Raw genomic sequence first — 26,590 nt, 5'->3', positions numbered from 1 at the left:
TGTTATGATGCAACCACCTAACCTGCCGTTGAGCCTGCCATGCGTCTACTCCACACCGCCGATTGGCACCTGGGGAGATTGTTTCACAACATCTCACTGCTTGAAGACCAGCGCCACGTGCTAAACCAGCTGATCGAGATAGTCGACCGCGAAGCCGTAGACGCTGTGCTGATTGCGGGCGATATCTATGACCGCTCGATGCCGCCTTCCGCGGCTGTTACGTTGCTTGATGATGTGCTGGGCGAGCTTTGCCAAGCGCGTGGTTTGCCAGTGGTTATTATTTCCGGCAACCACGATGGTGCTGAGCGCTTGGGCTTTGGTGCACGCCATTTGCGTCAGGCGGGGCTGCATATTCTTTCTGATTTGAGCGCCTGCGATACCCCCGTTACGCTTGCTATCAACGGCGTTGAGGTCGATATTTTTGGCGTGCCCTATGCTGACCCGGAATACGTTCGCAGCCAGTTCGGTGAACCGGTCCGCGACTTTGATAGCGCCCACCGCTACTTGCTAACGCGTATTGGTGAGAAGCGCCACGCTACCCGCCCAACGGTACTGATGAGCCACTGCTTTGTAGATGGCGGCAGCGCATCTGATTCCGAGCGCCCGTTAACCCTGGGCGGTGCAGAAAGTGTTGCCTGGGAGCCCATGCAGGGCTTTGACTATGTCGCGCTTGGGCACTTGCATGGCCCGCAATACCGCGGCGGTGAGCATATTCGCTACAGCGGCTCGCTGCTTAAATACAGCTTTTCAGAAGCTCGGCAGCGTAAAGGCGTTACGCTTGTGGATATAGGTAACGAGGGAGTGACCGGCATTGAGCATCGCCCGCTGGTGCCCAAGCGCGAAGTGCGCGTGCTGGAAGGCGAACTTGATGAGCTGTTGAGACAAGGGCGCGAGGACCTCTGTGCCGATGACTACTTGTTGGTTCGGCTAACCGACCGCCACGCTATTTTAGATCCCATGGGCAAGCTGCGCGCGGTTTACCCCAACGTTTTGCACCTCGAAAAGCCCGGCATGCTGGGTGGGCAACAGCGTCAGCAACTGGATCGCGAACGGCTGCGCTTTAATGCCCTGGATATGTTCAGCGATTTCTTCGAACAAACCAGCGGTGATGCCATGAGCGCTGACCAGGCGCGCGCCATGAGTGATGTCATCACCTCCCTCAGCCGCGATGAAGAGGGCCAGTCATGACGCCGCTCGTACTCACCATGCAGGCCTTCGGCCCTTTTGCGGCCGAGGAGACCATCAATTTTTCTCAGCTGGGTAGAAGCCCGCTGTTTTTGATCAACGGCCCGACAGGCGCCGGGAAAAGCTCGATTCTGGACGCCATCTGCTTCGCGCTTTATGGCCAGACCACGGGAGAAGAACGCTCGGGCACCCAGATGCGCTGCGACCAGGCCGCCGATACGTTGCTAACTGAAGTAACGCTGGATTTTTACCTGCGCGGAGAGAGCTACCGGGTGCGCCGCGTGCCTCAGCAGGAGCGCCCTAAGGCGCGAGGCGAAGGAACGACAACGCAAAACGCAGAAGCCCAGCTGTGGCGGCTAACCGCTGACGGCAAGGAAAATCAGTGCCTCGTCGCGCGTAGCGTTAACGATGCTACCGCCCAAGTGCAGGCACTACTGGGGCTGGATGCCAGCCAGTTCCGCCAGGTGATGGTGCTGCCCCAGGGCAAGTTCCGGGAGCTGTTGCTGGCGGAGTCAAAAGATCGCGAAAAGATTTTTTCCCAGCTGTTTCAAACCCATATTTTTCAACGCATTGAAGAGCATCTGCGCACCCAAGCCAACCAGATAGACCGAGCGGTGAAAGATCACCAGCACCGTGTCCAGGGCATTCTGGATGCAAGCGACATTGAAAGTGAAGCAGCGCTTATTGAGGCGCTGGAAACGCAGGCGCCAGAGCATCAGGCTGCTGAAAAGGCGTTAGCCATTGCTAAACAGCAACGTGAACAGGCAGAGGCTGCCGAGCGCCAGGGGCAGGAGTGTCAGGCGCTTTTTGACCGCCATACGGCATTGGGCGCAGAAAAAAACCAGCGGCTACACCAGCAGCCGGAAATAGAGCGTGCTCAACAGCGCTTAAGCGCCCATGAGCAAACCCAGGCGCTGGCCGAACCCTTTCACCGCGTGCAAACAGCGCAGCAAACGGCAAGCGCTACCCAGCAAGAGCGCGTTCAGGCTCAAACGACTGTTGAAAAACAGCAGGCGACGCATCAACACGCTCAGCAAGCGTTACACCAGGCACAAACTCGCTACCAGCAGTTGCCGGAACGCCGTGAACAGGCTGGCCGTTTACAGCAAGCGTTGGAGCAGTTTCAGGCGCTCACTGGTGTAGAGCAGGCGCTACACCAGGCGCAACAAACATGGCAAAGCCTGTATCGGCAGCTTGATCAACAAACGCAGCAGCGCGACACCATCGCTGAACAGGGCGAGGCACTTGCCGCCAGGCTGAAAGCGGAGCAGATAGAGCGCAATCACCTTGCAGGCTGCGATGAAGTGTTAAAAAGCCGCCAAGCGCTGCACGCGCAGCGGCAAACACTGGCCGAGCTTGAATCCCAGCGCGCTGCATTGGCCGAGCAAGTGGCTCAGGCGGCAAGCGATGTTGAGCATCATCAGCAAACGGTTGAGCGCTATAAGCGTCGCGCCACCGAGCAGGAGATGCACTGGCACCAGGGCCAAGCCGCGTTACTCGCCGCTCGGCTGGAATCCCAGCAGCCCTGCCCGGTGTGTGGCAGTCGTGAGCATCCTGCGCCCGCCGTACAAGAGCAGCCCCCCGTTACCCAGGCCGATGTGAAGCGCGCACGCACGGAGCATGAGCAGGCGCATCAAGCGCTGGTGCAAGCTCAACAGTTGCAGCAGCGTTTGACCCAACAGCTTAAGTATAACGATGAGCAGAGCGAGTACTTGCGTCACACGCTGGGCGAGTGGGGCGCCAAGCCACTAAGCGCACTGGAGGCTGCTTGCCAGGAGAGCCAGCGACATGTTGAGCGCTATCAAGTGCTTACTCGAGAGTTGGCAACCCAGGAGCGCACACTTGAGCAACAGCGCAGCGAATGGAAAGCGCTGGATACCCAGATAAAGGCACAACAGCCTGAGTTAGAGGCCGCCCAAAAGCGGTGTCATCAGCTGGAAGCCCAATGTGAGCAACTGCGCAGGGCGTTGCCCGAGCCACATGGGTCACTTGAGGCGCTGCAGGCAGAGCTTGGCCGTGTGCAAAGCGACATTCAGCAGTCTGAGGCGGCGTGGCAATCTGCTCAGGAGAGTGCTCATCACGCACAAACGGCGCTGGCCCGCGCCGAAACCACACTGTCAGATAGTGCCCAGCGCGCCGCCGCCGCGACTCAGGCGCTAAGCGCGGCCCAAAACGAATGGCAACTGGCGCTAAGCAGTAGCGCTTTCGACAACGACGCTGACTTCATTCAGGCCCGTCTGGAAGCGCCCGAGCGCCAGGCGCTTATTGAAACCGTCACCCTCTTTCAGCAGGCGCTGGCCAAGCTGGATGGTCAGCTTGAGGATAGCCAGACACGCCTTGAGGGGCTAACGCCGCCTGATTTAACCGCTCTGGCGGAGCAAGTGGCTAGCGCGCAGGCGCATGAGCAGGTTTGTAATCAAACCTACCAGCGCTTGGCGGCTCGGATTGCACAGCTAACCGCCACTCAGCAAAAGCTCAAGGCCGCCCATGCCGCCGAGGCGGAGCTTGAAGCCGAGTATCGGCTGTGGGGAACGCTGAGCGAGATCGCCAATGGGCGCACCGGGCATCGCATTAGCCTGCAGCGTTTTGTGCTTGGCGTGCTGTTGGATGATGTGCTGATCCAGGCATCCGAGCGGCTGGTGCGAATGAGCCGGGGGCGTTATCAGTTGGTGCGCCGTGAAGACCCCTCCAAAGGAAATAAGGCCTCAGGCCTGGAGCTGGATGTTGCCGATACCTATACCGGTAAAAATCGCCCCGTCGCGACGCTCTCGGGTGGCGAATCGTTTATGGCCGCGCTGGCGCTAGCATTGGGGCTCTCTGACGTGGTGCAGGCGTATGCCGGTGGCATTCAGCTCGATACGCTATTTATCGATGAAGGTTTTGGCAGTCTGGACCAGGATGCCCTTGACCAGGCCATTGCGATGCTGAGCGAGCTGCAAATGGGCGGGCGCATGATTGGAATTATTTCTCATGTCAGCGCACTCAAAGAGCAAATGCCGGTTCGTATAGAAGTGCGTGCTAGCCGTCAGGGAAGCACGGTACAAGTACAGGGTGTTATACCGGCGTAGGTCCTCTAGACTCAGTAGGATTTGTGAGTACATTCGTTGTTAGTACATACATGGTTGGCACGTACATTGTCAGTACAGTCTGTCAGCCCCAAGGAGTACAAGGATGAACGCTAGTAAAATTCTTCAACAGCTTATGCAGCAGGCCGGCGGCAGCCAAAAAGGCAGCAGCGGAGTCAATGTGAAGGGCATGCTGGAGGGCTTGTCTCGTCAGTTGGGCGGGGGCGGTAGTGATCAGCGCTCAAGCCAGTCGGGAAGTTCCAGCGGGTTCGATATGAAAAGCCTTTTGGGCGGTGGCGCCATGGGCATGCTGGTCGGTTCCAAACGTGGCCGGAGCATGGGCGGTAAGGCGCTTAAGTATGGCGCTATTGCAGGCGTTGGCATGCTGGCTTGGAAAGCCTGGCAGAATTCACAGACCGCTAAAAATCAACCCGCCGCCAGCAGTAACGCAGAAGGCGAGCGTGTTGATGTATTAAGCGGTGAGATTCAGGAGCGGCGTAGCCTTGAACTGCTGCAGGCCATGATAATGGCAGCTCGCGCCGATGGGCATGTTGATGAGCAGGAACAGGTGCTGATTACGGAGCAGATCGATGCGCTAGGGGCCGACCAGGAAATGCATAACTGGGTCGAAAGGCAGCTAAAGGCTCCATTGGATGCCGAAGCGCTTGCCCGCGAAGCGGACTCGCCCCAGGCTGCCCGGGAAATGTATTTAATGAGTGTCGCAGTAACTGATGACCAGAACCCCATGGAGCGCGCTTGGTTGGATCAACTGGCGCAAGCGTTAAAGCTTACCCCAGATGTTACCAAAGAGCTTGAGCACCAGGCCCAGCAGGCGGGCTGATAGCGTTTTCGTTTTCACACTAAAAAGCGCCGCCAGGATGCTGGCGGCGCTTTATTTTTACCGGTGGCAATAGCCTAAACGGCGTTATCGATTACTCCTGAATTTGACCCGCCAAAGGGCATTTCCGGGGTGGCAATAAAAAGTGCGTACGTCTTTTATCAATGGTTGGCTGGCGTATGTATTAGTGATAGTTCCGTCCATCTTTTTAAAGCCAGTTTTTTTAAAGCGAGGGCCATACTTCGCTCAGCGTACGTAATGCCGCGTCAATGGGAGGTTCTTCTGCACGATCATGGCGCCAAATCAAGCTAAGTGCGCAGGGCAGGCGAATATTACTGGCAACGACAAGGCCGCTTTCCTGACGCTCGGTCATAGCCAGAGCATCGCGCGCAAGGCTCAGGCCAACGCCCGCGCGGACTAAGTCCAGCATGCAGGCCTCCTGGTCGACCTGAGCGACGCGATTGGGTGTGACGCCACTGTTGGCAAGTGTGTGTTGTAAAAGGCGGTGATGGGCCGAGTCCTCGGGCGTGACGATCCAGGGCAAGCGGGCCAGGGCTTCCCAGCGTGTATCGGCCAGTTGGGCATCCCAGCCCATCGGGGCAACAATGTAGTAGTGAAAGTGGGTCAGTTCGCGCCAGGCAAGCACCTCATGGTCGGTTCCCAGGCCGGGCGGCGCTAGGTAAAACCCTACATCCAGGTCGCCTTGCTCAACACGTCTTAACGTATTGCCGCTCATCCCATGATGAAGCTCGGTTTCAAGCTGCGGTGCTTGCGTCATTAGACGGCGCAGGAAAGCGCCCAGGCGAATAAATTCTGGATCGACAATCGTGCCTATCTTGAGCTTGCCTCTTGGCGTGCTGTGCAACGTATTGGCCGTTTGCTAAAAAGCATAGGCGCTTGCCAGGGCTTTCTCGGCGGAGGGTAGCAGGGCATGGCCATCAGGCGTTAGCGCTAAGCCCTGGGGGCGGCGTTCAAACAAAGTAAGCCCCAAGCTTAGCTGAAGCTGCTTCAACTTTAGGCTGATGGCGGGCTGGGTAAGGTGCAGTTGCTCAGCCGCGCGTGAGACGCTGCCTAGACGGGCGACCATGACAAATGCCCGTAGTGTCGCGTATTCGTGCATGGCGCCTCCTGGTTTTCATCTTGTTATTAGCAGAGCTTATATCCCGGTTTAAATTTACTCAATTGATCGCGCCAACAATCACGCTAGTCTGGGCAGATCCCATTGGTTCTGCTTATAAAGGTAGTGATGATGACAACAACAGCCATTCAGCACTTTATTAATGGTCAGATCAGCGAAGGTCGCTCTGGCGATGCCCAGGATGTGTTTAACCCAGCCACCGGCCAAGTCACCGGCCGTGTCGCCCTGGCGTCACAAAGCGATGTGGAGGCGGCTGTAAATGCGGCCAGTGCAGCGTTTCCTGCGTGGGCCGATACGCCGCCCATTCGCCGGGCCCGAGTGCTGTTCAAGTTTCTGGAATTATTGAATACGCATAAAGATGCCTTGGCTGAGGCGATCACCCAAGAGCATGGCAAAGTATTTACCGATGCCCAGGGCGAGGTGGCGCGCGGGATTGATGTTGTCGAGTTTGCCTGCGGTATCCCCCAACTGCTTAAGGGTGACTACACCGAGCAGGTCAGTACCGGTATTGATAATTGGACAACCCGGCAACCGCTTGGCGTTGTGGCGGGTATTACGCCGTTTAACTTCCCGATCATGGTGCCGATGTGGATGTTCCCTATCGCCATCGCCACGGGTAACACCTTTATTCTCAAACCAAGCCCGCTTGACCCTAGCGCTTCATTAATGCTGGCAGACCTTCTGAAGCAGGCCGGTTTGCCCGATGGCGTGTTTAACGTGGTGCAGGGAGGGAAGGAGTCTGTTGAAGCATTAATCGATCACCCCGAGGTCAAAGCGCTCTCGTTTGTTGGCTCGACGCCAATTGCCAACCTGATCTATGAGCGGGGTGCCAAGCACGGCAAGCGCGTGCAGGCATTGGGCGGGGCGAAAAACCATATGGTCGTGATGCCTGATGCGCACCTGGATAAAGCGGTGGATGCGTTAATCGGCGCCGCCTACGGCTCGGCGGGCGAGCGCTGCATGGCGATTAGCGTAGCGGTACTGGTCGGCGACGTGGCGGATAGCGTGGTGCCCAGGCTTGCCGAGCGTGCTAAAGCGCTAAAAGTAAAAAATGGCATGCAGCTGGATGCCGAAATGGGGCCGATCGTAACGCGCCAGGCCCATCAGCGTATTACCGGCTACATCGAAAAAGGCGTGTCTGAAGGCGCGAAACTGATCGTGGATGGCCGCGAGTTTGATACTGCCCAGGTGGGTAGTGACTGTGCCGACGGCTTCTGGATGGGCGGCACGCTTTTCGACCACGTCACGCCGGAAATGACGATCTATAAAGAAGAGATCTTTGGCCCGGTGTTGGTGTGCGTACGCGTGCCGGATGTCGCGACGGCCATTCAGTTAATCAACGACCATGAATTCGGTAACGGCGTCAGCTGTTTTACCGAAAGCGGCAGCGTGGCAAGAGAGTTTGGGCGCCGTATTCAGGTCGGCATGGTCGGTATCAATGTGCCTATCCCTGTGCCGATGGCGTGGCACGGCTTTGGCGGTTGGAAGCGCTCACTGTTCGGTGATACCCACGCCTACGGTGAGGAGGGCGTACGTTTTTATACTAGGCAGAAGTCAATTATGCAGCGCTGGTCAGACTCGATTGATAACGGGGCTGAGTTTGTGATGCCGACGGCCAAATAAGTCGATGCGGAGCAAGGCAAATGACACAACAACAAACCTTGGCATTTGACTACATTGTGATAGGTGCAGGCACCGCAGGCTGCCTGATGGCCAACCGGTTAAGCGCCGATCCGAATAATCGGGTGCTTCTAATCGAAGCGGGTGGGCGCGATAACTATCACTGGATCCATATTCCGGTGGGGTATCTGTACTGCATTAATAACCCGCGCACCGATTGGCTGTTTCGCACCGAGCCAGAACAAGGCTTGAACGGCCGTTCGCTGATTTACCCGCGGGGTAAAACCCTGGGCGGCTGTTCGAGTATCAACGGCATGATTTATATGCGCGGCCAGGCGCGCGACTACAACCACTGGGCTGAGGTCGTGGGTGATGATGCTTGGCGGTGGGAGAACTGCCTGCCGGACTTTATGCAGCATGAAAGCCACTACCGGCTGGATGAAGGAGGCGATGCGGATGCCGAGCAGCGCGAGTTTCACGGCGATAGCGGTGAGTGGCGGGTTGAAAAGCAGCGCTTGAAGTGGGAAGTGTTGGACGACTTCGCCGAGGCGGCCGTGCAGGCCGGTATTCCCCGCACCGAGGATTTTAACCGTGGCAATAATGAAGGTGTTGCTTACTTTGAAGTCAACCAGCGTAATGGCTGGCGCTGGAACACCGCCAAGGCGTTTTTACGCCCCGCGCTTAAACGTAACAACCTGACGCTTTGGCACTCTACCCAGGTGAATCGGCTCTGCTTTGAAGATGGTCAGGGCAGTCCACTCTGTAACGGAGTAGACGTTACCCAGCGCGGGAAAAACCTGAACGCCCGCGCCAGCAAAGAAGTAATTTTGTGTGCCGGTGCCATTGGCTCGCCGCACCTTTTGCAGCTATCGGGTATTGGGCCTAAAGCGCATCTTGAAGAGCACGCCATTGAGGTAGTGCATGACCTGCCGGGTGTAGGCGAGAACCTGCAAGATCATCTTCAGATCCGTTCAGTGTATCGTGTCACCAATGCAAAAACGCTCAATGCGGTAGCAGGCACTTTGCTGGGTAAAGCAGGCATTGGCTGGGAGTATCTGTGCAAGCGCACCGGCCCCATGAGCATGGCACCTTCACAACTTGGCGCCTTTACGCGCAGCTCTAACGAGTATGAGCACGCTAATATTCAGTACCACGTTCAGCCATTAAGCCTTGAGGCATTTGGGCAGCCGCTACATCCTTATCCGGCCATTACCGCCAGCGTATGCAACTTAAATCCGAGCAGTCGCGGAACAGTCCGCCTGAAAAGCTCCAATCCAGCTGATGCTCCGGCTATTTCGCCCAACTATTTAAGTACCCACGAGGATCGAAAGGTGGCCGCTGATTCACTGCGCGTTACTCGGCACATTGCAGCGCAAGCGGCTTTTTCCAAATATGCTCCCGAGGAGGTTAAACCGGGGCTTGAGTATCAAAGTGATGACGAGCTAACGCGCTTGGCAGGCGACATAGGTACCACCATTTTTCATCCCGTAGGCACAACACGGATGGGTTGTGCTGATGATCCGATGGCCGTTGTGGATGCTAAATTACGAGTGCTGGGCGTCAAGGGGTTACGCATTGCGGATGCGGGGATAATGCCCACCATCACCAGCGGTAATACAAACTCGCCCACGTTAATGATTGCAGAAAAAGCGGCTAAATGGATTTTAGAGGAAAATGTGTTGCATTAACTTTTTTTTTAAGCATAGTGTTGACGTGCGACCTGGTTAGGCGCATTCTTAAACGCAGTTGGTTAGCAAGTCGAACGTTGTCAGCAGTATCGAACGCCTAAGCGTGAGTCTGGTGAAAGTTTCTTGTTCTACCCACTGCAATTCGGGTATTTCCCGGCTTTACATTAAGCTACATCGAGGATTTCGATCATGGCAACTGGTACCGTTAAGTGGTTTAACGACACTAAAGGTTTCGGCTTCATTTCTCCGGACGACAATGGCGACGACCTGTTCGCGCATTTCTCTGAAATTCAAGCTGACGGTTTCAAAACTCTGCAAGACGGCCAGAAGGTTTCCTTCGACGTCACTCAGGGTAAGAAAGGCCTTCAGGCTTCCAACATCAAAGTTCTGGGTTAATTCTCAGCGTTTGATGTTTGCTGCTAGCGCCAAGCGTTAGTAAGCTGAAAAAACGCTCGTGAGCGTAATGCCGTTCGGTTAACGATGACCGAAGGCTCTAAGAAAATCCGGTATTCTTCATTGGATACCGGATTTTTTTGTGCCTATTCAACAGACATTGCTCGATATTGATGAGCTACATTCCTTCACTGGCCTCAGCACCTTTGCCCAGCATATCCCTGTCGAATGGATAGAGTCTGCTCTTCACCTTTCTGGATGACCGTCCTCGACCATCAAGGCCGAGGACGGTAAAAATATCCAAAACCCGCTATCCAGTAAATCGCAAGGCGGCGCCGCTTAAGTGAACAGCATTACGAGCCTAGCGCCAAGGCTTTTTGCTATCCACTTCCCAGCTAGAAAGCGTCACAGGTGCCACTACCGAGCAAATCAGATACAGCAGACATTGCGGTTAGATTCTTTTGATGGGCAGGAAGGATTCAACCCCGCTGAAGCGGGGTCTGCTGGTTAGGCGACCTGATTCATAAGGCTGTCGTAAGGGATTTTCAGGCCGTCATGAAGTCTTTTTATCATGCCCAGGCTTAGCTTGCGCTTACGATTCAATACCTCAGAGACGCGGCCACTAGGACCGATATAAGCCTCAAGGTCGCGCTGCGTTAGTCCCTGTTGCTCCATGCGAAATTTGATAGCTTCGATGGGGTCGGACGGGCCAATGGGATAGTGCTTATCCTCGTACTTCTCAATAAGGATGGAAAGCACTTCAATTTCATCGGCTTCAGGAGAGTCCGGCGCGGCACTCCAAAGCTCTTCTAGGCGAGCGAAAGCGCGATCAAGGTCGCTATCATTACGGATGGGCTGAATGTTCATCATATTGTCTCCGCATCAACTTTATCGTACTGAGCATGGGTGCCGACGAATCGAACCCAGGCAATTTGCTGCTCATAACGAATGGATAGGATTACCCGGTACTTATTGCCACCGATATTGAAAACAGCGCGCCCACCTTTCAGGATGCTTGCTGTTCTAATATCAGCCTTTAGTTGCTGTGGTGTTTCCCAAGATGCCTTTAGCATCATGTTATACCACTCGGTCAGCGGGGTTTCGGCATCGCCATAGCCCTGCTCCCAAAACTCTTTCAGCGTACGCTTTGCTATGACTCTCATGCCATCTCCCAATATGGGATATTGTAGCGCCTCCCAATTTGGGAGTAAAGCTTGATTCCAACAAGCTAGCGCCGCCTTTCCTTTGAAAGCTAAGATTGATTAGAACGCCCATATCGTCAGATGCCGCTAAGCGCGTCCCCAGTGATCGACTGCATGCCTTTCAGGGGGCGCTTACGGCGGAGGGCTGAAGGAGGCTGAATTCTTGGCGCGAGAGAATGAAGAAACGCGATACCGTATTTCGATCGATTCCAGTGGCACCATGGATATATCGCCTACTGCCTACTAGGGCGCTTATTTATTCTCAAGGGCTTGAGATAGGAAGACCCCGCCGAAGCGGTAATGCTGTTCGGTCATCGGCAAACCTTAACCGAACAGCATTACGCTCACGAGCGGGGGTTTTTGTGTGTGAATTTTCTTATTCTATTTTGGTATTTAAATGTTTCTAAAAATAACTTTTTAGAATATGTGGTTGAGGTCACAATAGCGCATTACTTTTTGTTAGGAATGTCGCGTTATGACACTGGATGCATGGATTGCGATAGCGGTGGTTGCCACCATCTTCCCGCTAATGACCGTCTCGAGGTTAGGGCCCGACATCATTTTGCTTGGCGCTGTCATTGTACTGATGACCCTGGGTGTTATTGAGCCAGCTCAGGCGTTAAGCGGCTTTTCCAACAGTGGGCTGTTTACGGTCGCTTTTATGTACGTGCTGGTGGCTAGCATCCGTGAAACGGGCGGTATCGATCTTATTATTCGCTATGTATTGGGGCGCCCTAAAACTGAGCGGGGGGCTTTGGTGCGGTTACTGTTACCGGTGGCCTCTTTAAGTGCTTTTTTAAATAACACCCCTGTAGTGGCTACCTATATACCGGCGGTTATGAGCTGGAGTCGGCGGCTGCGACGCTCCCCTCAGCGGCTGCTGATGCCGTTAAGCTTCGCCTCCATTCTTGGCGGTACGATTACCTTGTTTGGCAGCAGCACCAACCTGGTGGTGTATGGGCTGCTGACGGAGCGTTATCCCAATGTGACCATGGGCCTGTTTGACCTTGCCTGGGTGGGTGTGCCGGTCGCCGTGGTAGGACTTGCCTATCTGGTGATTCTTGGGCCGCGCCTGTTACCTGCTCGCGAGGGGTTGGCCAATGCGTTCGCTAACCCGCGTGAATTTACCATTGAGATGGAGATTGATCGGGAAGGCGTTCTGGTTAATCGAACGGTGGAGGAGGCCGGGCTGCGCCACTTGCAAGAGCTGTTTCTGGTTGAGATCGAGCGTGACGGTAACGTTGTGAGTGTTGTGGGGCCTGGTGAGCAGTTAAAGGGTGGCGACCGGTTGGTGTTTGTGGGCACCAGCGATGCCGCTGTCGAACTACAGCAAATTCGTGGATTAATACCCTCGCATGATCATACCTCCAGCCTGGAAAAAGAGTTCAAAGAGCGCCGCTTGGTCGAAGCCGTAGTGTCGAACCAGTGCCAGTTCATTGGCCAGCGCATTCGAGACGGCCGCTTTAGGACGCTTTATGGTGCGGCCGTACTGGCTATCTGCCGAGGCGGTGAGCGTGTCACCGGCAATCTGGGGCAGGTACGCCTGCAGCCCGCTGATGTGCTGCTACTGGAAGCGCGTCCTCCATTTATTGAACGCCACCGTCAGTCAAAAGACTTTCTCTTGATCAGTGAGCTAAACGGCTCTGCGCGGCCTGTTCATGAAAAAGCGCCGCTCGCCTGGGGGATTCTGCTGGGGGCAGTATTGCTGGCTGCATTCGGCGTTTTGAGCATGTTAAATGCCGCGATGCTGGGCGCTGCACTGGCGCTGTTAAGCGGCTGCTGTTCGGTTGAAGCTGCCCGGCGCGGGCTGGATAGCCAAGTGCTTTTGACGATTGCTGCCTCGTTTGGTGTGGGGGCTGCGCTGCAGAGTTCGGGCGCCGCAGATGCGATTGCCGGTGGCATACTGCATGTCGTAGGCAGTAACCCTTGGCTGCTCTTGATAGGTACGTACTGTGTTGTGGCGCTACTAACCGAGCTTGTCACTAATAACGGTGCGGCGGTGATCATTTTTCCGGTCGTCATGGCCGCCGCCGAGAGCCTTGGCGTAAGCTCAATGCCTTACGTGATTGCAATAATGTTTGCTGCTTCGGCCAGCTTTTTAACGCCTATTGGCTATCAAACCAACTTAATGGTGTATGGCCCCGGCGGTTATCGTATTAGTGATTTTATGCGCGTAGGCGGTGGCCTAAACGTGCTAACCGGGGCCATCGCACTCATATTGATTCCTCATGTGTGGCCCTTTTAAGCGTAATCACTCGCTGTGAATGCCGGTTTACGTTAGGGTCTGTTAATGTTTCATCGCCGCTTGCGCTAAGCGTTCAAGCGCCCTAATCGCGTGCTTTTTCAATTAAGTAAGGATAAATATCATGACGGACCCAGGCGAACTGATTATTGAACCGAAAAACGGTCAACCTGCCGATGCCTGTGTGTTTATCATTCATGGCTTAGGTGCCGATGGGCATGACTTCGAGCCTCTGGTGCCCGCGCTTAACCTTCCTGAAGATGCCCACGTACGGTTTATTATGCCGCACGCGCCACGGCTGCCGGTGACCGTTAACGGCGGCATGGTGATGCCCGCCTGGTACGACATTCTGGCGATGGACCTCGGGCGCCGTGTTGATGAAGTACAGCTGAAATGCTCTGCCAAGCGTATTCAGGCGCTGATACAGGAACAGATTGATCACGGTATCGATAGCCAGCGGATTATCGTGGCAGGGTTCTCTCAGGGGGGCGCGGTGGCTTATCAGGCGGCGTTATCTTTTCCGTTGCCGTTAGGTGGGTTGCTGGCAATGTCGACCTACTTTGCCACGGCAGACAGTATCGAATTGAGTGATGCCAACAAGGCAATTCCGATTGAGGTGCATCATGGTAATATGGACCCTATCGTGGCAGAGAGTTTGGGACGGGCTGGGTTTGAGCGCTTAAAAGCCCAAGGCTACACCGCCAACTATCGCCAGTATCCTATGGCTCACGCACTTTGCCCTCAGCAAGTGGGCGATATTGGTCAGTGGTTGAGCACTCTTCTGAAGTAATCCTTACATCGACAAGTGATCAAAAGATAGGCAAAGTAATTTGTCTATAAGCCGCTGCAAGGATAGCAATGGCAGTAATCTCGTCTGTCGACCTCATCGAGGCTGTATTAGCGCTGTGTCTTTTGATAGCAGCGCTGATTTGCCTATTTGACCGCCATTTGGTGCGTGCGTGTCGCGCCTTTTTTGCCTTTACGCTCACAATGGCGCTTGCCTGGCTAACCCTGGGGATGCCCTGGTTAGCGGCTGTCGAAGGGCTATTGGGCACGGTATTAACCGTCGCCTGCTTTTTTTACGCGTTAGGTATCTTTCCCTCAAGCGCTTCTAAATTACCCCGTTACGATCATTTTGAGCCGCCACTAACGCATAGAGTCACGCGCATTGTGTTAGCGCTTGCCTGGTGTTTGATGGTCGGAGTTGCCATTTTCCTTGTGCTACCTGAAATGGCTTACTCGCCTGCAAAGCACCCTCTGGTGTTGGCCGGAGTGGCGGTGGTGGCCACAGCAATGGGCGCTTTTGCCTGGCAGCGCCACTTATTGCGCCGTTTGCTTGCCTTTAACGTACTGGGGTCGGGTGTGTTTCTGCTCTTGGCCGGGGTCGCAGGCGCAATTCCCCAAGGGCAGGCGCTGGTTATAGTGGGCCTGGTGATCGCCTGGCTCGGATCACTGCTGGGGGCATTAGTGATCCGAAAGCTTTACCAGCTTGAAGGGCAAGAGGCCCTGTTAGAGGATGACGGGCGTGAGGAGAAGGCTAAATGATAGAGCGATTTGGCCTGACAGACAGTACATTCGAGCCGCTTTTAACTAGCCATTGGGCATTGGCTGCCGCCGTGTGTTTGCCGCTTGTTTTCGGTGGGCTAGCCGCACTCTGGCCACCTAAGCGAATGTGGCCTATCGCGTTGGCATGCGTTCCTGTATTGGCCGCCGGGCTATCGTTATTGATCGACTACCAGCAAGTAGGGCTACTGCACTGGGGCTGGGAAACCTGGGGAATTAATGTTGCGCTGCGCTTAAACGGGGTAAGCGTGCTGATGTTACTGTTAACGCAGTGGCTGGCAGCGGCAGCGGCGCTTTATACCCCAGGCTCGCTGCGGCTTTCGGCACCCGAACCGTTGGCCCGTTGGATATGGCCGTTGATGGGCGTTATGGTCAGCGCGCTTTCGTTGATTTGGCTGGCCACTGACTTGATCACGCTCTACCTTGCGCTGGAGGCCATGGGGTTGGCTGCGGTAGGCATGCTGCTGCTTTCAGGTAAGGCCGCGGCGTTGTTGGCCGGTATGCGGTATCTGTTGCTTACGCTGGTGGGGTCGCTTGCCTATTTACTGGGCGTCGCGCTGCTGTTGGGCACTTGGGGGCGGCTTGATTTGGTCGGGCTTGCGCAGGTTATTGAGCCAGGGCCGATTGTCTGGATCGCAGCGGCGCTAATAGGGGCGGGGCTTGCCTTGAAAGCTGCTCTCTTTCCGCTTCATGCTTGGCTTTCTCCGGTGCATTCCAGCGCCTGGACGCCTGTGAGCGTATTGCATGCTGGGCTGGTGGTTAAAGCATCGCTATTCGTGCTGCTTCAGCTGTGGAGTCTTTTATTACCGGACACCTTTTGGGCGCCGCGATTAATCGCTTGGCTGGGCATGTTGGCCATTATATGGGGTGGCTTAATTGCCTGGCGTGCTGAAACGCTCAAAACAGTGGTGGCTTCATCAACCGTGGCGCAGTTGGGCTACTTGATGGTGGTGTTCCCCTTATTGCTAGGCCCCAATGTAGCATCAGTGGTAAAGGCGCTGGCGTGGGAAGGGTTCTGGTTGCAGTTAATAGGCCATGCGCTAGCGAAAGCCGCGATGTTTTTAGCCGCCGGTAATTTGATAATGGCCACCGGTGAAACGACCCTAAAGGGGCTTGCTGGCACCAGCCGCCGCCTACCGCTTTCACTGTTGGTTTTTGGAATTGCGTCGGTAACTTTAATGGGGCTGCCACCAAGTGCGGGCTTTACGGCTAAATGGCTGCTCCTGCAAGCCATGGTGCTCTCCCACCAGTGGCTGGCAGTGGCAGTATTGCTTATAGGTACACTGTTAACCGCCGCCTATATTTTTCGCTTTTTCCGCTATTCGTTCCTGGAGGAGGCCCCGCGCCACCGTTTTCAGCCTCTTGCTCCGGGTATGGATGCGGTTGCGCTTTGCTTAGCCATGGCGGCGTTAGCGTTAGGGCTTTTAGCGCACTTTCCGCTTGAGCTTCTTCATGGAGATCACGCATGAATATCGCTTGGCTACCCTTGACTGCGTTGGCTGCATCGCTACTGGCCGTAGTGATTATTTTTATACTGCCTGAAGCATCCAGGCGGATGCGTACCAGTATCAACCTGCTGGCGGCTGTCATCAAAATCAGCCTGGTGGCGCTAATGGTAACGCTCGTAGCACGTGGCGAGGAGGCCGTGTTCAGCTTTCAGGTGGTCGGTAATATCGACTTTGTACTGCGTGCTGACGCGTTGGGCGTCATGTTTGCCGGGCTCTCGTCGCTCTTATGGCTATGCACTACGATTTACGCCATTGGTTATCTGGAAGGAACCGCGAACCGTAAGCGCTTTTTTGGGTTTTTCAGCTTATGTGTTGCCAGTACGCTGGGTATTGCGCTGGCCGGTAACTTGTTTACCTTTCTGATTTTCTACGAAATGCTGACGCTGTCCACCTATCCGTTGGTGGTCCATTCGGGCACTGATAAAGCCTTAAATGCTGGGCGAATTTATCTACGTTACACCCTGACCGCAGGCGTAGTACTGCTGTTGGGTACGGTGCTTTTATATAGTTTAACGAGCGACCATTCGTTCGCCTCCGAGCGCGGTCTAGAAGGCTACTTAGTAGACCACCGCAGCCTGCTAACGTTTATATTTGCGCTTCTGGTGGGTGGGTTTGCCGTTAAGGCTGCCATGGTGCCGCTGCATGGCTGGCTGCCCAGGGCCATGGTCGCACCGGCACCGGTAAGCGCACTATTGCACGCAGTCGCGGTGGTAAAAGCCGGTGCCTTTGGCATTTTGCGAATTATTTACGACTTGTATGGCATTGAGCTAAGCGTAGAGCTTGGGGTTACGACGGTGCTAGCAGTGGCGGCCTCGATCACTATTATATACGGCTCAATACGCGCCATCGCGCAGCAGGAGTTAAAGCCGCGACTGGCCTTTTCAACCATCAGCCAAGTGTCGTATATCGTGCTTGGGGTTAGCCTGGTGGGTCCTTTTGGCACCATTGGCGCGCTTGCTCACCTACTGCACCAAGGGATCATGAAGGTAACGCTATTTTTCTGTGCGGGTATTTATGCAGAAGAGCTGGGCATCCACCGCATTGATGAGATGGATGGAGCGGGTAAGCGTATGCCGCTCACCAGCTTGGCCTTTACAGTGGGCGCCTTTGGCATGATTGGTCTACCGCCTGTGGCCGGATTTATCACTAAATGGTATTTGGGAATTGGCGCCATTCAGGCCGACATGTATTGGGTTGTCGCCGTGCTGGTGTCAAGCAGTGCGCTAAATGCCCTCTATTTTCTGCCGATCGTGCATCGTCTTTGGTTTCGTGTTGGGCCTGCCCATGGCAATGGGAGCTGGCCAAAAGATCAGCGTCTTGGGCGTTTGGAAACTCACGGTTGGCTGCTCTGGCCTGCGGTGTTTACTGCCGTTCTCAGTATCGCTGCTGGCGCACTTGCCGGGTTGCCGTTTAGCCCACTGGATTGGGCAACGCGTGTAGCCGAGGGGGAGTACCTGCAATGATAACGCTACTCTTGGTGATAACACTTTGCTGGCCGGTCTGCGTGTCGTTGATGGGCGTATGGAAGGCTTATCGTACACCCGCTGCTCAGCGCCGCTACTTCTCGTGGGGCTGGCTCAGTGCGGCATGGCCGGCGCTACTGTTGGCGTATATAGGGGAAGCCCAGTGGGTGATAGATGCCTGGATGCTGGGTGGGCACTGGTCGCTTAACGCACTGAGCCGCCCTTGGCTTGCTTTCACCGCGCTGCTTTGGTGTTTTGCAGCGATTCATGCGCGTGGATACTTTGCCAAGGAGCAGGCCAGCGCCCAAGCGGGCGACAGTGCCGCTGAGCGCCGGTTGTTGTGCCTGGCTCTGTTATGGCCATTAACGTTTGTCGGTAACGTACTTCTGATTATCGCCCAGGATATCGCCACTTTTTACCTGGGCTTTGCGCTGATGACGTTTGCCGCCTATGGCCTGGTCGTACATAACGGTACGCCGGATGCGAAACTGGGGGCGAGGGCCTATTTGATTCTCGCGGTGGTCGGCGAAGGATTGATTCTTGGAGGTTTGCTGTGGGCGGCCGGTAGTGCGGAAACCGTACTGCTGGCAGGCGTACGTGAGGGGATCGCCACGGCTGAGTATGGCGCCTTAATGGCATGCTTACTGTGGCTTGGGCTGGGCGTGAAGGCAGGCGTTATCGGCTTACACGTGTGGCTACCGCTTGCGCACCCGGCGGCCCCCGCTCCGGCCAGCGCGGTGTTAAGCGGCGCGATGATCAAGGCCGGGCTGCTTGGCTGGATCTACGTATTACCTCTGGGGGAAACCTCGCTTTCCGGTGCGCTCACCCGGCTTGGCGACATCATGGTGATCGCTGGTTTGGCCGCTGCCTTTGGCGCGGCGCTGTATGGGGTATGGCAGAGGCATCCCAAGGCCGTATTAGCTTACTCCAGCATCAGCCAAATGGGCATGCTGACCGCCATGGTCGCTATGGGATTGGCAGCGCCCGAGGTGTGGCCCTTGTTGCTGCCGGGCGTGGTCCTCTTTGCGGCTCACCACGCGCTGGCCAAAGGCGCGCTATTTATGGGGACCAGCGTTAGTGAGCATTTACCTCGGTGGCCGTTGGCGCTTGTCTGGGTGCTGCTGGCGCTGCCTGCCTTGTCGCTTACCGGCGCCTTTGGCGCTGGGCTCGTCAGCAAGTGGGGCGTCAAAAGCGCGCTGTATGAGATGCATCATGAGCAACTGGTCGCGCTGTTAACCTGGGCGGCAATTGGCACCTCTGCGTTGGTGAGTGTCAGTCTCTGGCGGCAGTGGCAGCAGCGCAGCACCGGTGGCAGCCATCCTGGTCAGTGGGGTGGCTGGCTTGCTGCATTAACGGCCGCTCTTGTGACGCCGATATGGCTACCGCTCCCTCAAGGGAGTGTGGAAATCCCCCCGTTGAAAGAGTGGTTTAGCCTGATGTGGCCACTGCCCGTAGGCATCGTGTTAACGTGGGCGGGATGGTGGTTAACGCGCCATTGGCGTATACGCCCCCTGCCTGCCGGCGACTTATGGTGGCCTTATGCGTGGCTCGTTCAAAATGCCTTGGTAGGGGTTCGCTCTGCTGGGCAGTGGTGTGGCGATGTTAAAGCAGCGTCTGTGGGTATTGCTCTGGCCATTGAAAAGCGGATGATGGCGCGCTTAACTCAACTAACGGCTATGGAAAGCTGGATGCGCCACCATACGAGCGGCTTGATGATGGCGTTAGCCATTGTTTTGGCACTGTTATTAATCTGGGAAGGGTCGCCATGAGCCACGAGAGTTCACAGAACCACCGAGGGAGACGTGCCAAAAAGCCCGATGAGATTCCACGTTATGGGTGGTTTGATGTTGTATGGCGGGTGTTGCGCGCCGCTAAGCGTGACCGCCTTACCATGTTGGCGGCTGGTGTCGCGTTTTACGCTTTGCTGGCACTATTTCCTACCATTGCAGCGGTAATATCGCTGTGGGGATTGCTGTTTGATCCGGTGGAAGCAGGGCGGCAGCTTTATGAACTAAGCCGTTTTATGCCCCCGGATGCGGCAAGCCTTATTGATCAGCAAACCCAGACAGTGGTTGAGAGTGCCGAATCTGGCAACGTAATGGCGGTGCTTTTAGGGCTGTTGGTCGCCATGTATATCGCTTCCAAAAGCGTGGGAGTGCTTGTGGTAGGGCTGAATGTGGTTTATGGCGAAAAGGAGCGGCGTAACTTCTTTCTTCGCGGTGTTGTGTTGGTGCTACTGACGTTTGGCCTGATTGGCATGACGCTGGTATCGCTTGGCTTTATTGCGATTGTGCCTGTGTTGGTCGATGCCTTAGCGGTGGATGATCCTTTCGATCAAGTATTTAAGTGGCTGCGTTGGCCTGCCTTGTTGATCATCATGAGCTTTTTAATTGCCCTGCTGTACCGGTTTGCGCCTTATCGGCGTGCCGCACAATGGCGCTGGTTAAGCTATGGCACGCTGCTGGCGACCACTTTATGGTTACTTGGGTCAGGCGGGCTTTCACTTTATGTCCGCTACTTTTCAAGCTTCAGTGAGCTTTATGGGTCATTGGGCGCCGTGGTTGTACTGATGATGTGGTTTTGGCTGTCTGCGTTTGTGGTACTGCTGGGTGCAGAAGTGAACAGTGAAATGGAGCGTCAGACCTATAAAGACACCACTATTGGCGAAGAGCGCCCATTAGGTGAGCGCGAAGCCTTTGCCGCCGATACGCTGGGGGTTGAAAACCCTTGGAACGGCGATAAAGAAAAAAACCGCCAGTAGCGAGCTGGCGGTTTTACCGTACGTTTACGTATTAGGCGGTTACCCTCGCTGTAAGAGCCCTTTTTAGAACAGCCTTTTTACAAAAGCTCTTCAGCCGCCAGCGCCAGGCGCGAACGCTCAACGCTTTTGAGGGTAATATGCCCGGCGTGTGGCCAGTCACGGAAGCGCTCAACCACGGCCGCCATGCCGCAGGTATTGGCGGTTAGGTAGGGCGTATCGATTTGCCCCACGTTGCCTAAACAGACAATTTTGGTATTACGTCCGGCACGGGTAACCAGTGATTTAAGCTGTTTGGGTGTAAAGTTTTGTGCCTCGTCGATAATCAAAAAGGTGTCGTTTAAAGTGCGCCCTCGCATAAAGCCTGGCGAGCGAATTTGCACGCGTGAGCCAATCAGTTGCCGTGTTGCGCCATTATCCCAGGTCGACTCTCCTTCGTCATTGCGCAGCAGGTTATCCATATTGTCGTGGAAGGCACCCATCCACGGCGACATCTTCTCCTCCTCGGTACCGGGCAAAAAACCAATGTCCTCGCCCATCGGAATAGGTGCGCGGGTAAACACGATGCGCTCAAACTGCTTGGCATCCAGGGTTTGCTGGAAAGCGGCGGCCAGCGTCATAAAGGTCTTACCCGTGCCCGCGTTACCGGCAATGGTGACCAGATCAATGTCCGGGTCCATCAGCAGGTTCAGGGTAAAGTTTTGACGGCTATCATGGGCGTGAACGCCCCACGCCCCAGCGTGGTGGCGGTAGTTGGTCAACAGCTGTAACCGCGCTGATGAGGGCGACAGCTCACGAATAATGGCCTCAAACTCAGCGCCGTTCTCGCTGTCGGAGACAAGCATTCCCAAGTGCCAGTGACGGGGCATGTCGCCACTTAATTGATAAAACGTTTGATGCTCCACCCGCTCAACGCTGACATCAACATTCAGCGCTTCCCAAAGTGCCCTGCCGTTGTGCCCCGCCGATGCGTATACCTGGGCACCCTCAATCATGGCATCGCTGTCTGAGAATGCCCGATCGTTAAAGTAATCCTCCACAGGGACTTTTAGCGCGGCCGCCTTTACGCGCAGGTTGATATCTTTGGTAATTAGAATGACCGAGGCATCGGGGCGCTCATCGCGCAGCCGACAGGTTTCCGCCAGAATACGGTTATCCGGACTGTCGTCCATCGAGTCGAAGGGCTTTAAATCGTTGAAGCAGAGAAAGTGCAGGCGTCCAGATTCGCCGCTAATACGTGGGATGGGGATGCCGCGTTGAATCTCGTCAAAAGTAACCTGGTTGGTAAGGTCAGAGAGCGTACGGCTAACTTGACGTGCCGTACGGGCAATCTCACGAATTCCGTTTTTATGCTTATCCAGTTCCTCAAGAACCGTCATGGGGATAACCACGTCATGCTCTTCAAAGTGGTAGAGCGCTGTGGGGTCATGGATTAGGACATTGGTGTCCAGGACATAAAGCCTTGTCGCTTTCTTATCGAGTCTTACCATCGGGCGATAGCTCCTTGGTTGACGGCAACATCGACACTGGCAGCTACATCTTACGCCTAGATGACACTTGCCTGTGTCGTTCCTCTGGCGTGTCTTTAAATCTCCTTGTGAGGCACTTTTTTATAGCGTGGAAGGATATTGCACTTTTTTCCACTGCTATATTTCACCGAAGTGACCACTACTGCGCATTGCCTAGAAAACGCGCCACTTTGTTAAGGAGTGCGGTGGCCACTACGCCCAGGTTTTCACTCTCTACATAGCGGTAATAGTGGCTATCCAGGGCAAGGTCGTGATTCAGTGAACAGAGCTGATCACTTTCCAATGCTTCTTTAACCAGCGGGTGGGGAAGCAGTGCCCATCCCGTGCCGTTTATTACCGCATCTCGGATCACCTCAAACATGGTGAAGCCCAGGTAGTTAGCGGAAAACAGCGCCTCGCTGACCAGTTTGTCGTCCTGAATGTGGGTTAAGCAGACTTGCGTGTATTGGGCGAGATCATCGCGATTGACGCTAGGAAGCCGACTCAGTGGGTGCTGTGGAGAGGCCACTAAGCGCATACTCACAGGTGCCAGGTTGGCTGCATGGGGGGCAACGCCTTCGGCGGTATAAAGCCCAAACGCAATATCGACAGTTTGGCGCAGAATAAATTGGCTGTGCTCCTGCGGTGGAACAAGATAAACCGATACCGCGGTCAGCGGGAACTGCTGCTTTAAATCGTGCATGACCTGGTGCCAGAACCGCTCAGGAAGCGCATCATCGCGGGCAATGCACAGCTGGTTTTCGACCCCTTGCAGATGTTGGTGGCAATGCTTTTTGATTCGGCTGGCACTTGTCAGTAGCCGGTAACAGTCGGGGAGTACGCTTTCACCTACGGCGGTTAGTGTCAGGCTATTTCCCGAGCGTTCAAACAGTGCCACCCCCAGGCTATCTTCCAGCGCATGGACCGCCGCACTTAGCGTACCGCGCTTTATACCTGACTGCCGCGCAGCGGCGGCAAAGGAGCCGTGCTCAGTAACTTCAACAAATGCCTGGACTTGTTCAGCTCGCATACGGGGTCTCGTGGTTGAGTGCTATTTTTTTTAGCGCTGAGTGATTCGTTAAACGTTAGTACACCCTTTACCATGCAGCACGATTTCCTATAATCCTGCTAAATCAGAATGGAGTTTTCTGCGTGACCCCCTTTATTGCTGAGCGCCGTGCGCTAAGATTTTCAGCTGTTTCAGCAAGCTTTTTTGCGCTGTCTGGCTTGGTTCTGGGATTAGCCAGTGGCTCTATCACGATTTTATTCGATAGCGGATATTCACTGTTAAGCCTTGTTCTCGCTTCGCTCTCACTGCTTGCGTTACAGCATGCCCGCAAACCCGCAGATGATCACTACCCCTTTGGGCGGCTAACGGTAGAGCCGCTAGCGGTGCTGCTCAAAGGCGTGGTGATTGCGCTGGTGTGTCTGTTCTCTTTAGTGTCAGCCGTGTGGAGCCTGGCGCAGGGCGGACGCTTGGTGACACTTGATTTGGCCTTGTTATTTGGTGTCGCTAACGTGAGCGGCTGTTTGTTGACCTGGTGGTGGCTAAAGCGCTATGCCCGTATTGCTCGCTCCTCCTTGTTGGCGGCTGAGCTGCGTCAGTGGCAAATGGATACCTGGTTAAGCGCGGCGGTAATGCTTGGTTTTGCACTTACCTGGGGACTCACGTTAACGCCCTGGGCAAGTTATGCGCGGTTGGCTGACCCGGTAATGGTGCTGATCATTGCAGGCTACTTTTTACCCATGCCTATCCGCATGGTGCGTGGAGCGCTTCGCGAACTAATGTTTGGCGAACCCATGGGCAGCATTCGCCAGGACATGGTGGAAGAGATCGCCGAGTTTGATATCGCCAGTGACGATGTGCGCCTGGCGCAGGTGGGCAGCTTTCTGATGGTGGATATCCAGCTCGACAAGCAACAGATCGATGATGCTGAAGAGATTGTAGAGAGCGTTGAACAGCACTGCTTGCAGCGTAATTTGCGCCCCGTCACCAGCATTACCCTGGTGGCCACGTAAACCGGGGGGAATAGCACTGTCACTTTCGTTAGTGTTCATCATAACGCCTGCTTAATGAAGCGGGCGTTATGATGTAAAAGCGGAGCACTACAAGCGCAGTTAATCGTCTTTCTTCTCTGGTTTGCCTTTGCGCTCGGTGCTTGCCATCTCCTCAAGCTCCTCTTCGCTCATTGAGTCGTACATATCCTTGGAAGCATCATAAAGCTCACTGGGCTTGGTTTCTCCACGTTTGGCGGAAAGGGCGGCGCCTGCGGCTTTTTGCTGGGCTTTCGATGTGGCTGGCATAATTAAGGCTCCTTTAGGTTGACTTCCCTTTAGCGCTTACGCTATTTAGCGTAGCAGGCAGGAATAGGCTTTCCAGAGCGCGCCACAAGGGCTGCCCAACTTTACTAAACATCAAGAGAGCGTCATGACACCAGCCATTAATACGGCCAAAAAAGCGGGTATACCGTTTGAAATTCATGAGTATCAGCACGATGTAGCGGCGGAGTCTTACGGCTTGGAAGCCGCTGAAAAACTGGGGGTGGCCGTCGAGCAAGTATTCAAGACCCTGGTAGTAACGCTGGACGGCAAGACGCTTGCTGTGGGGATCGTGCCGGTCACTCATCAGTTGGGCCTAAAGCAGATTGCCAAGGCCGCTGGGGCTAAAAAAGCCGTCATGGGGGTGCCTGCCGAGGTCGAGCGTGCCACTGGTTACGTGTTGGGTGGGGTAAGCCCCTTGGGGCAGAAAAAACGCCTGGCAACCTATATTGATGCGTCGGCTGTGGGCTTTGCCACTATTTTTGTCAGCGCCGGGCGGCGCGGGCTTGAAATTGAGCTGGCGCCCAATGACCTGGCAACCCTTTGCAAGGCTGAGCTTGCGCCACTGGCGGTATGAGATGCACGCAGGGGCAGGCACTTTCTGGTATGGTGCTTCACATTAAAGTGTATCCGTATTAGTTACCTCTTTACTGGCCGTTAAACGGCCCTGCAGGTTTTATTGTGTCAGACGTCTCCTTCTCGTCGCTCGCCTTACCGGCCACGCTGCTTACTAACCTTGAGTCGCTGGGTTATCACCAGATGACGCCTGTTCAGGCGCAAAGCCTGCCGCCCATGCTGGCCGGGCAGGATGTGCTGGCACAGGCCAAAACAGGCTCGGGCAAAACAGCGGCGTTTGGTTTGGCGCTACTCGCTGAACTGCGGGTTGAAGTATTTTCTGTACAGGGGCTGGTACTTTGCCCCACTCGTGAACTTGCTGATCAGGTGGCCGAAGAGCTGCGCCGCTTGGCGCGGGCCATGGCTAACGTTAAAGTATTAACACTGTGTGGCGGAGCGCCGTTTGGGCCACAGTTAGGCTCGCTTGAGCATGGCGCGCATATTGTTGTTGGTACCCCGGGGCGTATTGAAGAGCATCTGCGTAAAGGTTCGTTGACGCTGGGTTCGCTAAGCACACTTGTGCTGGACGAGGCGGATCGTATGCTCGATATGGGCTTTCAAGCATCATTGGACGCGATCATTGCGGAAACCCCGGCAGATCGCCAGACGCTGCTATTTAGCGCCACCTTCCCTGATGAACAGGAGTCCGGTGGCTTGGCGGCCATGACGCGCGGCGTCATGATGGATCCTGTCAGCGTTAAAGTGGCTGAGGTGCATGACGCCACTACCATTGATCAGCACTTCTATGAAGTGCCTAGTGAAGATGCCCGCTTTGGTGCGCTTAAACAGCTGTTGCTGGTCAACCGCCCGACGACCAGCGTGGTGTTTTGCAACACCAAGCGCGAAACTCAGGCAGTAGCCGATAGCCTAGTGGATGCCGGTTTTAGCGCGGTAGCGCTGCACGGTGATTTAGAGCAAAAAGACCGTGATCGTATTTTGATACTCTTTGCCAACCAAAGTGCGTCAATCCTGGTGGCCACCGACGTGGCGGCACGTGGCCTGGATATTGCGCAATTGGATGCGGTGTTTAACTATCAAATTGCCCGTGAGCTAGAGGTTCATGTCCACCGCGTAGGGCGTACCGGGCGGGCTGGCGCCAGTGGCATTGCCTGTACACTGGTAACCCCTCAAGAAACCTATCGCCTGGGGCGCTTGGCAGAGCTTCTGAGCGAGCAGCTCACTACGGAAGCACTTCCTAAAGCCACACAAACAGCCCCCTTTGAACCTCCCATGGCGACGCTGCAATTAGCCGGTGGCAAAAAGGATAAACTGCGGCCAGGCGATATTTTGGGTGCCCTGACCAGCGAGGGCGGGCTGCGCGGTGATCAGGTCGGTAAAATTAAAGTGTTGGCTCGTAGTGCTTATGTCGCGGTTGAGCGCAGCGCCGTTCAAAAAGCCCAGGCCAAACTCGAACGTGACAAACTAAAAGGACGCGCCTTTCGTGTGCGTCGCATTCGCTACTGAGTGCCAGAAACTGTCCCTACT

Annotated in this window: 21 protein-coding genes and 1 pseudogene; 16 read left to right on the top strand and 6 right to left on the bottom strand. The window is 55.2% G+C overall.

Annotation, left to right across the window (positions count from 1 at the left end):
- Positions 1-39: 39 nt before the first annotated feature.
- From ACT3T6_RS00990 to ACT3T6_RS00980, 3 genes are all read left to right on the top strand, one after another.
- On the top strand, positions 40-1,188 hold the full coding sequence (locus ACT3T6_RS00990) for an exonuclease SbcCD subunit D (RefSeq protein WP_193054519.1): 1,149 nt from the start codon (positions 40-42) through the stop codon (positions 1,186-1,188).
- Complete coding sequence (locus tag ACT3T6_RS00985) at positions 1,185-4,253, top strand: AAA family ATPase (RefSeq protein ID WP_193054520.1); 3,069 nt, start codon at positions 1,185-1,187, stop codon at positions 4,251-4,253. The genes ACT3T6_RS00990 and ACT3T6_RS00985 overlap by 4 nt, the downstream gene beginning before the upstream one ends.
- A gap of 103 nt (positions 4,254-4,356) precedes the next feature.
- Positions 4,357-5,091, top strand: a complete 735-nt coding sequence (locus ACT3T6_RS00980) for a tellurite resistance TerB family protein (protein ID WP_193054521.1) — start codon at positions 4,357-4,359, stop codon at positions 5,089-5,091.
- Positions 5,092-5,311: 220 nt separating this feature from the next.
- Here ACT3T6_RS00980 and ACT3T6_RS00975 read toward each other — a convergent pair.
- A pseudogene (locus ACT3T6_RS00975) lies at positions 5,312-6,208 on the bottom strand (LysR family transcriptional regulator).
- A gap of 129 nt (positions 6,209-6,337) precedes the next feature.
- On the opposite strand from ACT3T6_RS00975, the gene ACT3T6_RS00970 reads away from it, so the two are divergent.
- The 3 genes from ACT3T6_RS00970 (at position 6,338) to ACT3T6_RS00960 (ending at position 9,930) form a co-directional block, all read left to right on the top strand.
- A complete protein-coding gene (locus ACT3T6_RS00970; protein WP_193054522.1) occupies positions 6,338-7,849 on the top strand; it encodes a CoA-acylating methylmalonate-semialdehyde dehydrogenase in 1,512 nt (503 codons plus the stop codon).
- 20 nt (positions 7,850-7,869) lie between these two features.
- Positions 7,870-9,534, top strand: a complete 1,665-nt coding sequence (locus ACT3T6_RS00965) for a GMC family oxidoreductase (RefSeq protein WP_193054523.1) — start codon at positions 7,870-7,872, stop codon at positions 9,532-9,534.
- Between the two features lie 189 nt (positions 9,535-9,723).
- Entirely contained in the window at positions 9,724-9,930 is a 207-nt protein-coding gene (locus ACT3T6_RS00960) for a cold-shock protein (RefSeq protein WP_054641278.1), read from the top strand.
- Between the two features lie 504 nt (positions 9,931-10,434).
- On the opposite strand, the gene ACT3T6_RS00955 is transcribed toward ACT3T6_RS00960, so the two are convergent.
- A complete protein-coding gene (locus tag ACT3T6_RS00955; protein ID WP_226912098.1) occupies positions 10,435-10,797 on the bottom strand; it encodes a helix-turn-helix domain-containing protein in 363 nt (120 codons plus the stop codon).
- Positions 10,794-11,090 carry a type II toxin-antitoxin system HigB family toxin gene (locus ACT3T6_RS00950; protein WP_193054524.1) on the bottom strand — a complete coding sequence of 99 codons (297 nt, stop codon included), beginning with the start codon at positions 11,088-11,090 and terminating at the stop codon, positions 10,794-10,796. Before ACT3T6_RS00950 ends, ACT3T6_RS00955 begins: the two co-directional genes overlap by 4 nt.
- Before the next feature lie 514 nt (positions 11,091-11,604).
- Between ACT3T6_RS00950 and ACT3T6_RS00945 the strand changes: the two genes are divergently transcribed.
- The 7 genes from ACT3T6_RS00945 to ACT3T6_RS00915 all read left to right on the top strand — a co-directional run bounded on the left by ACT3T6_RS00945 (position 11,605) and on the right by ACT3T6_RS00915 (position 20,666).
- Positions 11,605-13,374: an SLC13 family permease gene (locus ACT3T6_RS00945; protein WP_172117279.1), complete on the top strand. Its 1,770-nt coding sequence runs from the start codon at positions 11,605-11,607 to the stop codon at positions 13,372-13,374.
- 121 nt (positions 13,375-13,495) lie between these two features.
- A complete protein-coding gene (locus tag ACT3T6_RS00940) occupies positions 13,496-14,161 on the top strand; it encodes an alpha/beta hydrolase (RefSeq protein ID WP_172117278.1) in 666 nt (221 codons plus the stop codon).
- A gap of 68 nt (positions 14,162-14,229) precedes the next feature.
- Positions 14,230-14,916 carry an NADH-quinone oxidoreductase subunit K gene (locus tag ACT3T6_RS00935; RefSeq protein ID WP_193054525.1) on the top strand — a complete coding sequence of 229 codons (687 nt, stop codon included), beginning with the start codon at positions 14,230-14,232 and terminating at the stop codon, positions 14,914-14,916.
- Positions 14,913-16,403 (top strand): complex I subunit 5 family protein, encoded by a 1,491-nt coding sequence (locus ACT3T6_RS00930; protein WP_193054526.1) that lies wholly within the window; start codon positions 14,913-14,915, stop codon positions 16,401-16,403. Before ACT3T6_RS00935 ends, ACT3T6_RS00930 begins: the two co-directional genes overlap by 4 nt.
- A complete protein-coding gene (locus ACT3T6_RS00925) occupies positions 16,400-17,905 on the top strand; it encodes a complex I subunit 5 family protein (protein ID WP_193054527.1) in 1,506 nt (501 codons plus the stop codon). Before ACT3T6_RS00930 ends, ACT3T6_RS00925 begins: the two co-directional genes overlap by 4 nt.
- On the top strand, positions 17,902-19,674 hold the full coding sequence (locus ACT3T6_RS00920) for a proton-conducting transporter transmembrane domain-containing protein (RefSeq protein ID WP_193054528.1): 1,773 nt from the start codon (positions 17,902-17,904) through the stop codon (positions 19,672-19,674). The genes ACT3T6_RS00925 and ACT3T6_RS00920 overlap by 4 nt, the downstream gene beginning before the upstream one ends.
- On the top strand, positions 19,671-20,666 hold the full coding sequence (locus ACT3T6_RS00915; protein ID WP_172117273.1) for a YihY/virulence factor BrkB family protein: 996 nt from the start codon (positions 19,671-19,673) through the stop codon (positions 20,664-20,666). Before ACT3T6_RS00920 ends, ACT3T6_RS00915 begins: the two co-directional genes overlap by 4 nt.
- Before the next feature lie 77 nt (positions 20,667-20,743).
- Here ACT3T6_RS00915 and ACT3T6_RS00910 read toward each other — a convergent pair whose 3' ends face one another.
- Together ACT3T6_RS00910 and ACT3T6_RS00905 are read right to left on the bottom strand one after the other, a co-directional pair.
- Positions 20,744-22,153, bottom strand: coding sequence for a PhoH family protein (locus tag ACT3T6_RS00910; RefSeq protein WP_193054529.1), 1,410 nt, complete (start codon positions 22,151-22,153; stop codon positions 20,744-20,746).
- A gap of 178 nt (positions 22,154-22,331) precedes the next feature.
- A complete protein-coding gene (locus ACT3T6_RS00905; protein ID WP_193054530.1) occupies positions 22,332-23,201 on the bottom strand; it encodes a LysR family transcriptional regulator in 870 nt (289 codons plus the stop codon).
- Between the two features lie 122 nt (positions 23,202-23,323).
- Between ACT3T6_RS00905 and ACT3T6_RS00900 the strand changes: the two genes are divergently transcribed.
- The gene (locus ACT3T6_RS00900; protein ID WP_193054531.1) at positions 23,324-24,190 is read left to right on the top strand and encodes a cation diffusion facilitator family transporter; all 867 of its coding nucleotides are present in this window, start codon (positions 23,324-23,326) and stop codon (positions 24,188-24,190) included.
- Positions 24,191-24,289: 99 nt separating this feature from the next.
- Here ACT3T6_RS00900 and ACT3T6_RS00895 read toward each other — a convergent pair whose 3' ends face one another.
- Positions 24,290-24,475, bottom strand: coding sequence for a DUF3008 family protein (locus tag ACT3T6_RS00895; protein WP_193054532.1), 186 nt, complete (start codon positions 24,473-24,475; stop codon positions 24,290-24,292).
- A gap of 124 nt (positions 24,476-24,599) precedes the next feature.
- Between ACT3T6_RS00895 and ybaK the strand changes: the two genes are divergently transcribed.
- Positions 24,600-25,067 carry a Cys-tRNA(Pro) deacylase gene (ybaK, locus tag ACT3T6_RS00890; RefSeq protein ID WP_193054533.1) on the top strand — a complete coding sequence of 156 codons (468 nt, stop codon included), beginning with the start codon at positions 24,600-24,602 and terminating at the stop codon, positions 25,065-25,067.
- Between the two features lie 104 nt (positions 25,068-25,171).
- Entirely contained in the window at positions 25,172-26,569 is a 1,398-nt protein-coding gene (gene dbpA, locus ACT3T6_RS00885) for an ATP-dependent RNA helicase DbpA (protein WP_193054534.1), read from the top strand.
- Positions 26,570-26,590: the final 21 nt, after the last annotated feature.

The sequence above is a fragment of the Halomonas sp. 72 genome (assembly GCF_052379785.1).
In the GTDB taxonomy this organism is placed as follows: domain Bacteria; phylum Pseudomonadota; class Gammaproteobacteria; order Pseudomonadales; family Halomonadaceae; genus Vreelandella; species Vreelandella citrativorans.
Note: the sequence above shows the minus strand (reverse complement) of the source record. Positions and strands in the feature narration are given on the sequence as shown.

Excerpts from the sequence above, each read along its gene's own strand:
- ACT3T6_RS00990 (WP_193054519.1), top strand. The coding sequence starts at position 40 with ATGCGTCTACTCCACACCGCCGATTGGCACCTGGGGAGATTGTTTCAC.
- ACT3T6_RS00895 (WP_193054532.1), bottom strand. The coding sequence starts at position 24,475 with ATGCCAGCCACATCGAAAGCCCAGCAAAAAGCCGCAGGCGCCGCCCTT.
- ACT3T6_RS00970 (WP_193054522.1), top strand. The coding sequence starts at position 6,338 with ATGACAACAACAGCCATTCAGCACTTTATTAATGGTCAGATCAGCGAA.
- ACT3T6_RS00965 (WP_193054523.1), top strand. The coding sequence starts at position 7,870 with ATGACACAACAACAAACCTTGGCATTTGACTACATTGTGATAGGTGCA.
- ACT3T6_RS00920 (WP_193054528.1), top strand. The coding sequence starts at position 17,902 with ATGATAACGCTACTCTTGGTGATAACACTTTGCTGGCCGGTCTGCGTG.
- ACT3T6_RS00930 (WP_193054526.1), top strand. The coding sequence starts at position 14,913 with ATGATAGAGCGATTTGGCCTGACAGACAGTACATTCGAGCCGCTTTTA.
- ACT3T6_RS00985 (WP_193054520.1), top strand. The coding sequence starts at position 1,185 with ATGACGCCGCTCGTACTCACCATGCAGGCCTTCGGCCCTTTTGCGGCC.
- ACT3T6_RS00960 (WP_054641278.1), top strand. The coding sequence starts at position 9,724 with ATGGCAACTGGTACCGTTAAGTGGTTTAACGACACTAAAGGTTTCGGC.
- ACT3T6_RS00905 (WP_193054530.1), bottom strand. The coding sequence starts at position 23,201 with ATGCGAGCTGAACAAGTCCAGGCATTTGTTGAAGTTACTGAGCACGGC.
- ACT3T6_RS00950 (WP_193054524.1), bottom strand. The coding sequence starts at position 11,090 with ATGAGAGTCATAGCAAAGCGTACGCTGAAAGAGTTTTGGGAGCAGGGC.
- ACT3T6_RS00980 (WP_193054521.1), top strand. The coding sequence starts at position 4,357 with ATGAACGCTAGTAAAATTCTTCAACAGCTTATGCAGCAGGCCGGCGGC.
- ACT3T6_RS00935 (WP_193054525.1), top strand. The coding sequence starts at position 14,230 with ATGGCAGTAATCTCGTCTGTCGACCTCATCGAGGCTGTATTAGCGCTG.
- ACT3T6_RS00915 (WP_172117273.1), top strand. The coding sequence starts at position 19,671 with ATGAGCCACGAGAGTTCACAGAACCACCGAGGGAGACGTGCCAAAAAG.
- ACT3T6_RS00925 (WP_193054527.1), top strand. The coding sequence starts at position 16,400 with ATGAATATCGCTTGGCTACCCTTGACTGCGTTGGCTGCATCGCTACTG.
- ACT3T6_RS00940 (WP_172117278.1), top strand. The coding sequence starts at position 13,496 with ATGACGGACCCAGGCGAACTGATTATTGAACCGAAAAACGGTCAACCT.
- ACT3T6_RS00945 (WP_172117279.1), top strand. The coding sequence starts at position 11,605 with ATGACACTGGATGCATGGATTGCGATAGCGGTGGTTGCCACCATCTTC.
- ACT3T6_RS00910 (WP_193054529.1), bottom strand. The coding sequence starts at position 22,153 with ATGGTAAGACTCGATAAGAAAGCGACAAGGCTTTATGTCCTGGACACC.
- ybaK (WP_193054533.1), top strand. The coding sequence starts at position 24,600 with ATGACACCAGCCATTAATACGGCCAAAAAAGCGGGTATACCGTTTGAA.
- ACT3T6_RS00955 (WP_226912098.1), bottom strand. The coding sequence starts at position 10,797 with ATGATGAACATTCAGCCCATCCGTAATGATAGCGACCTTGATCGCGCT.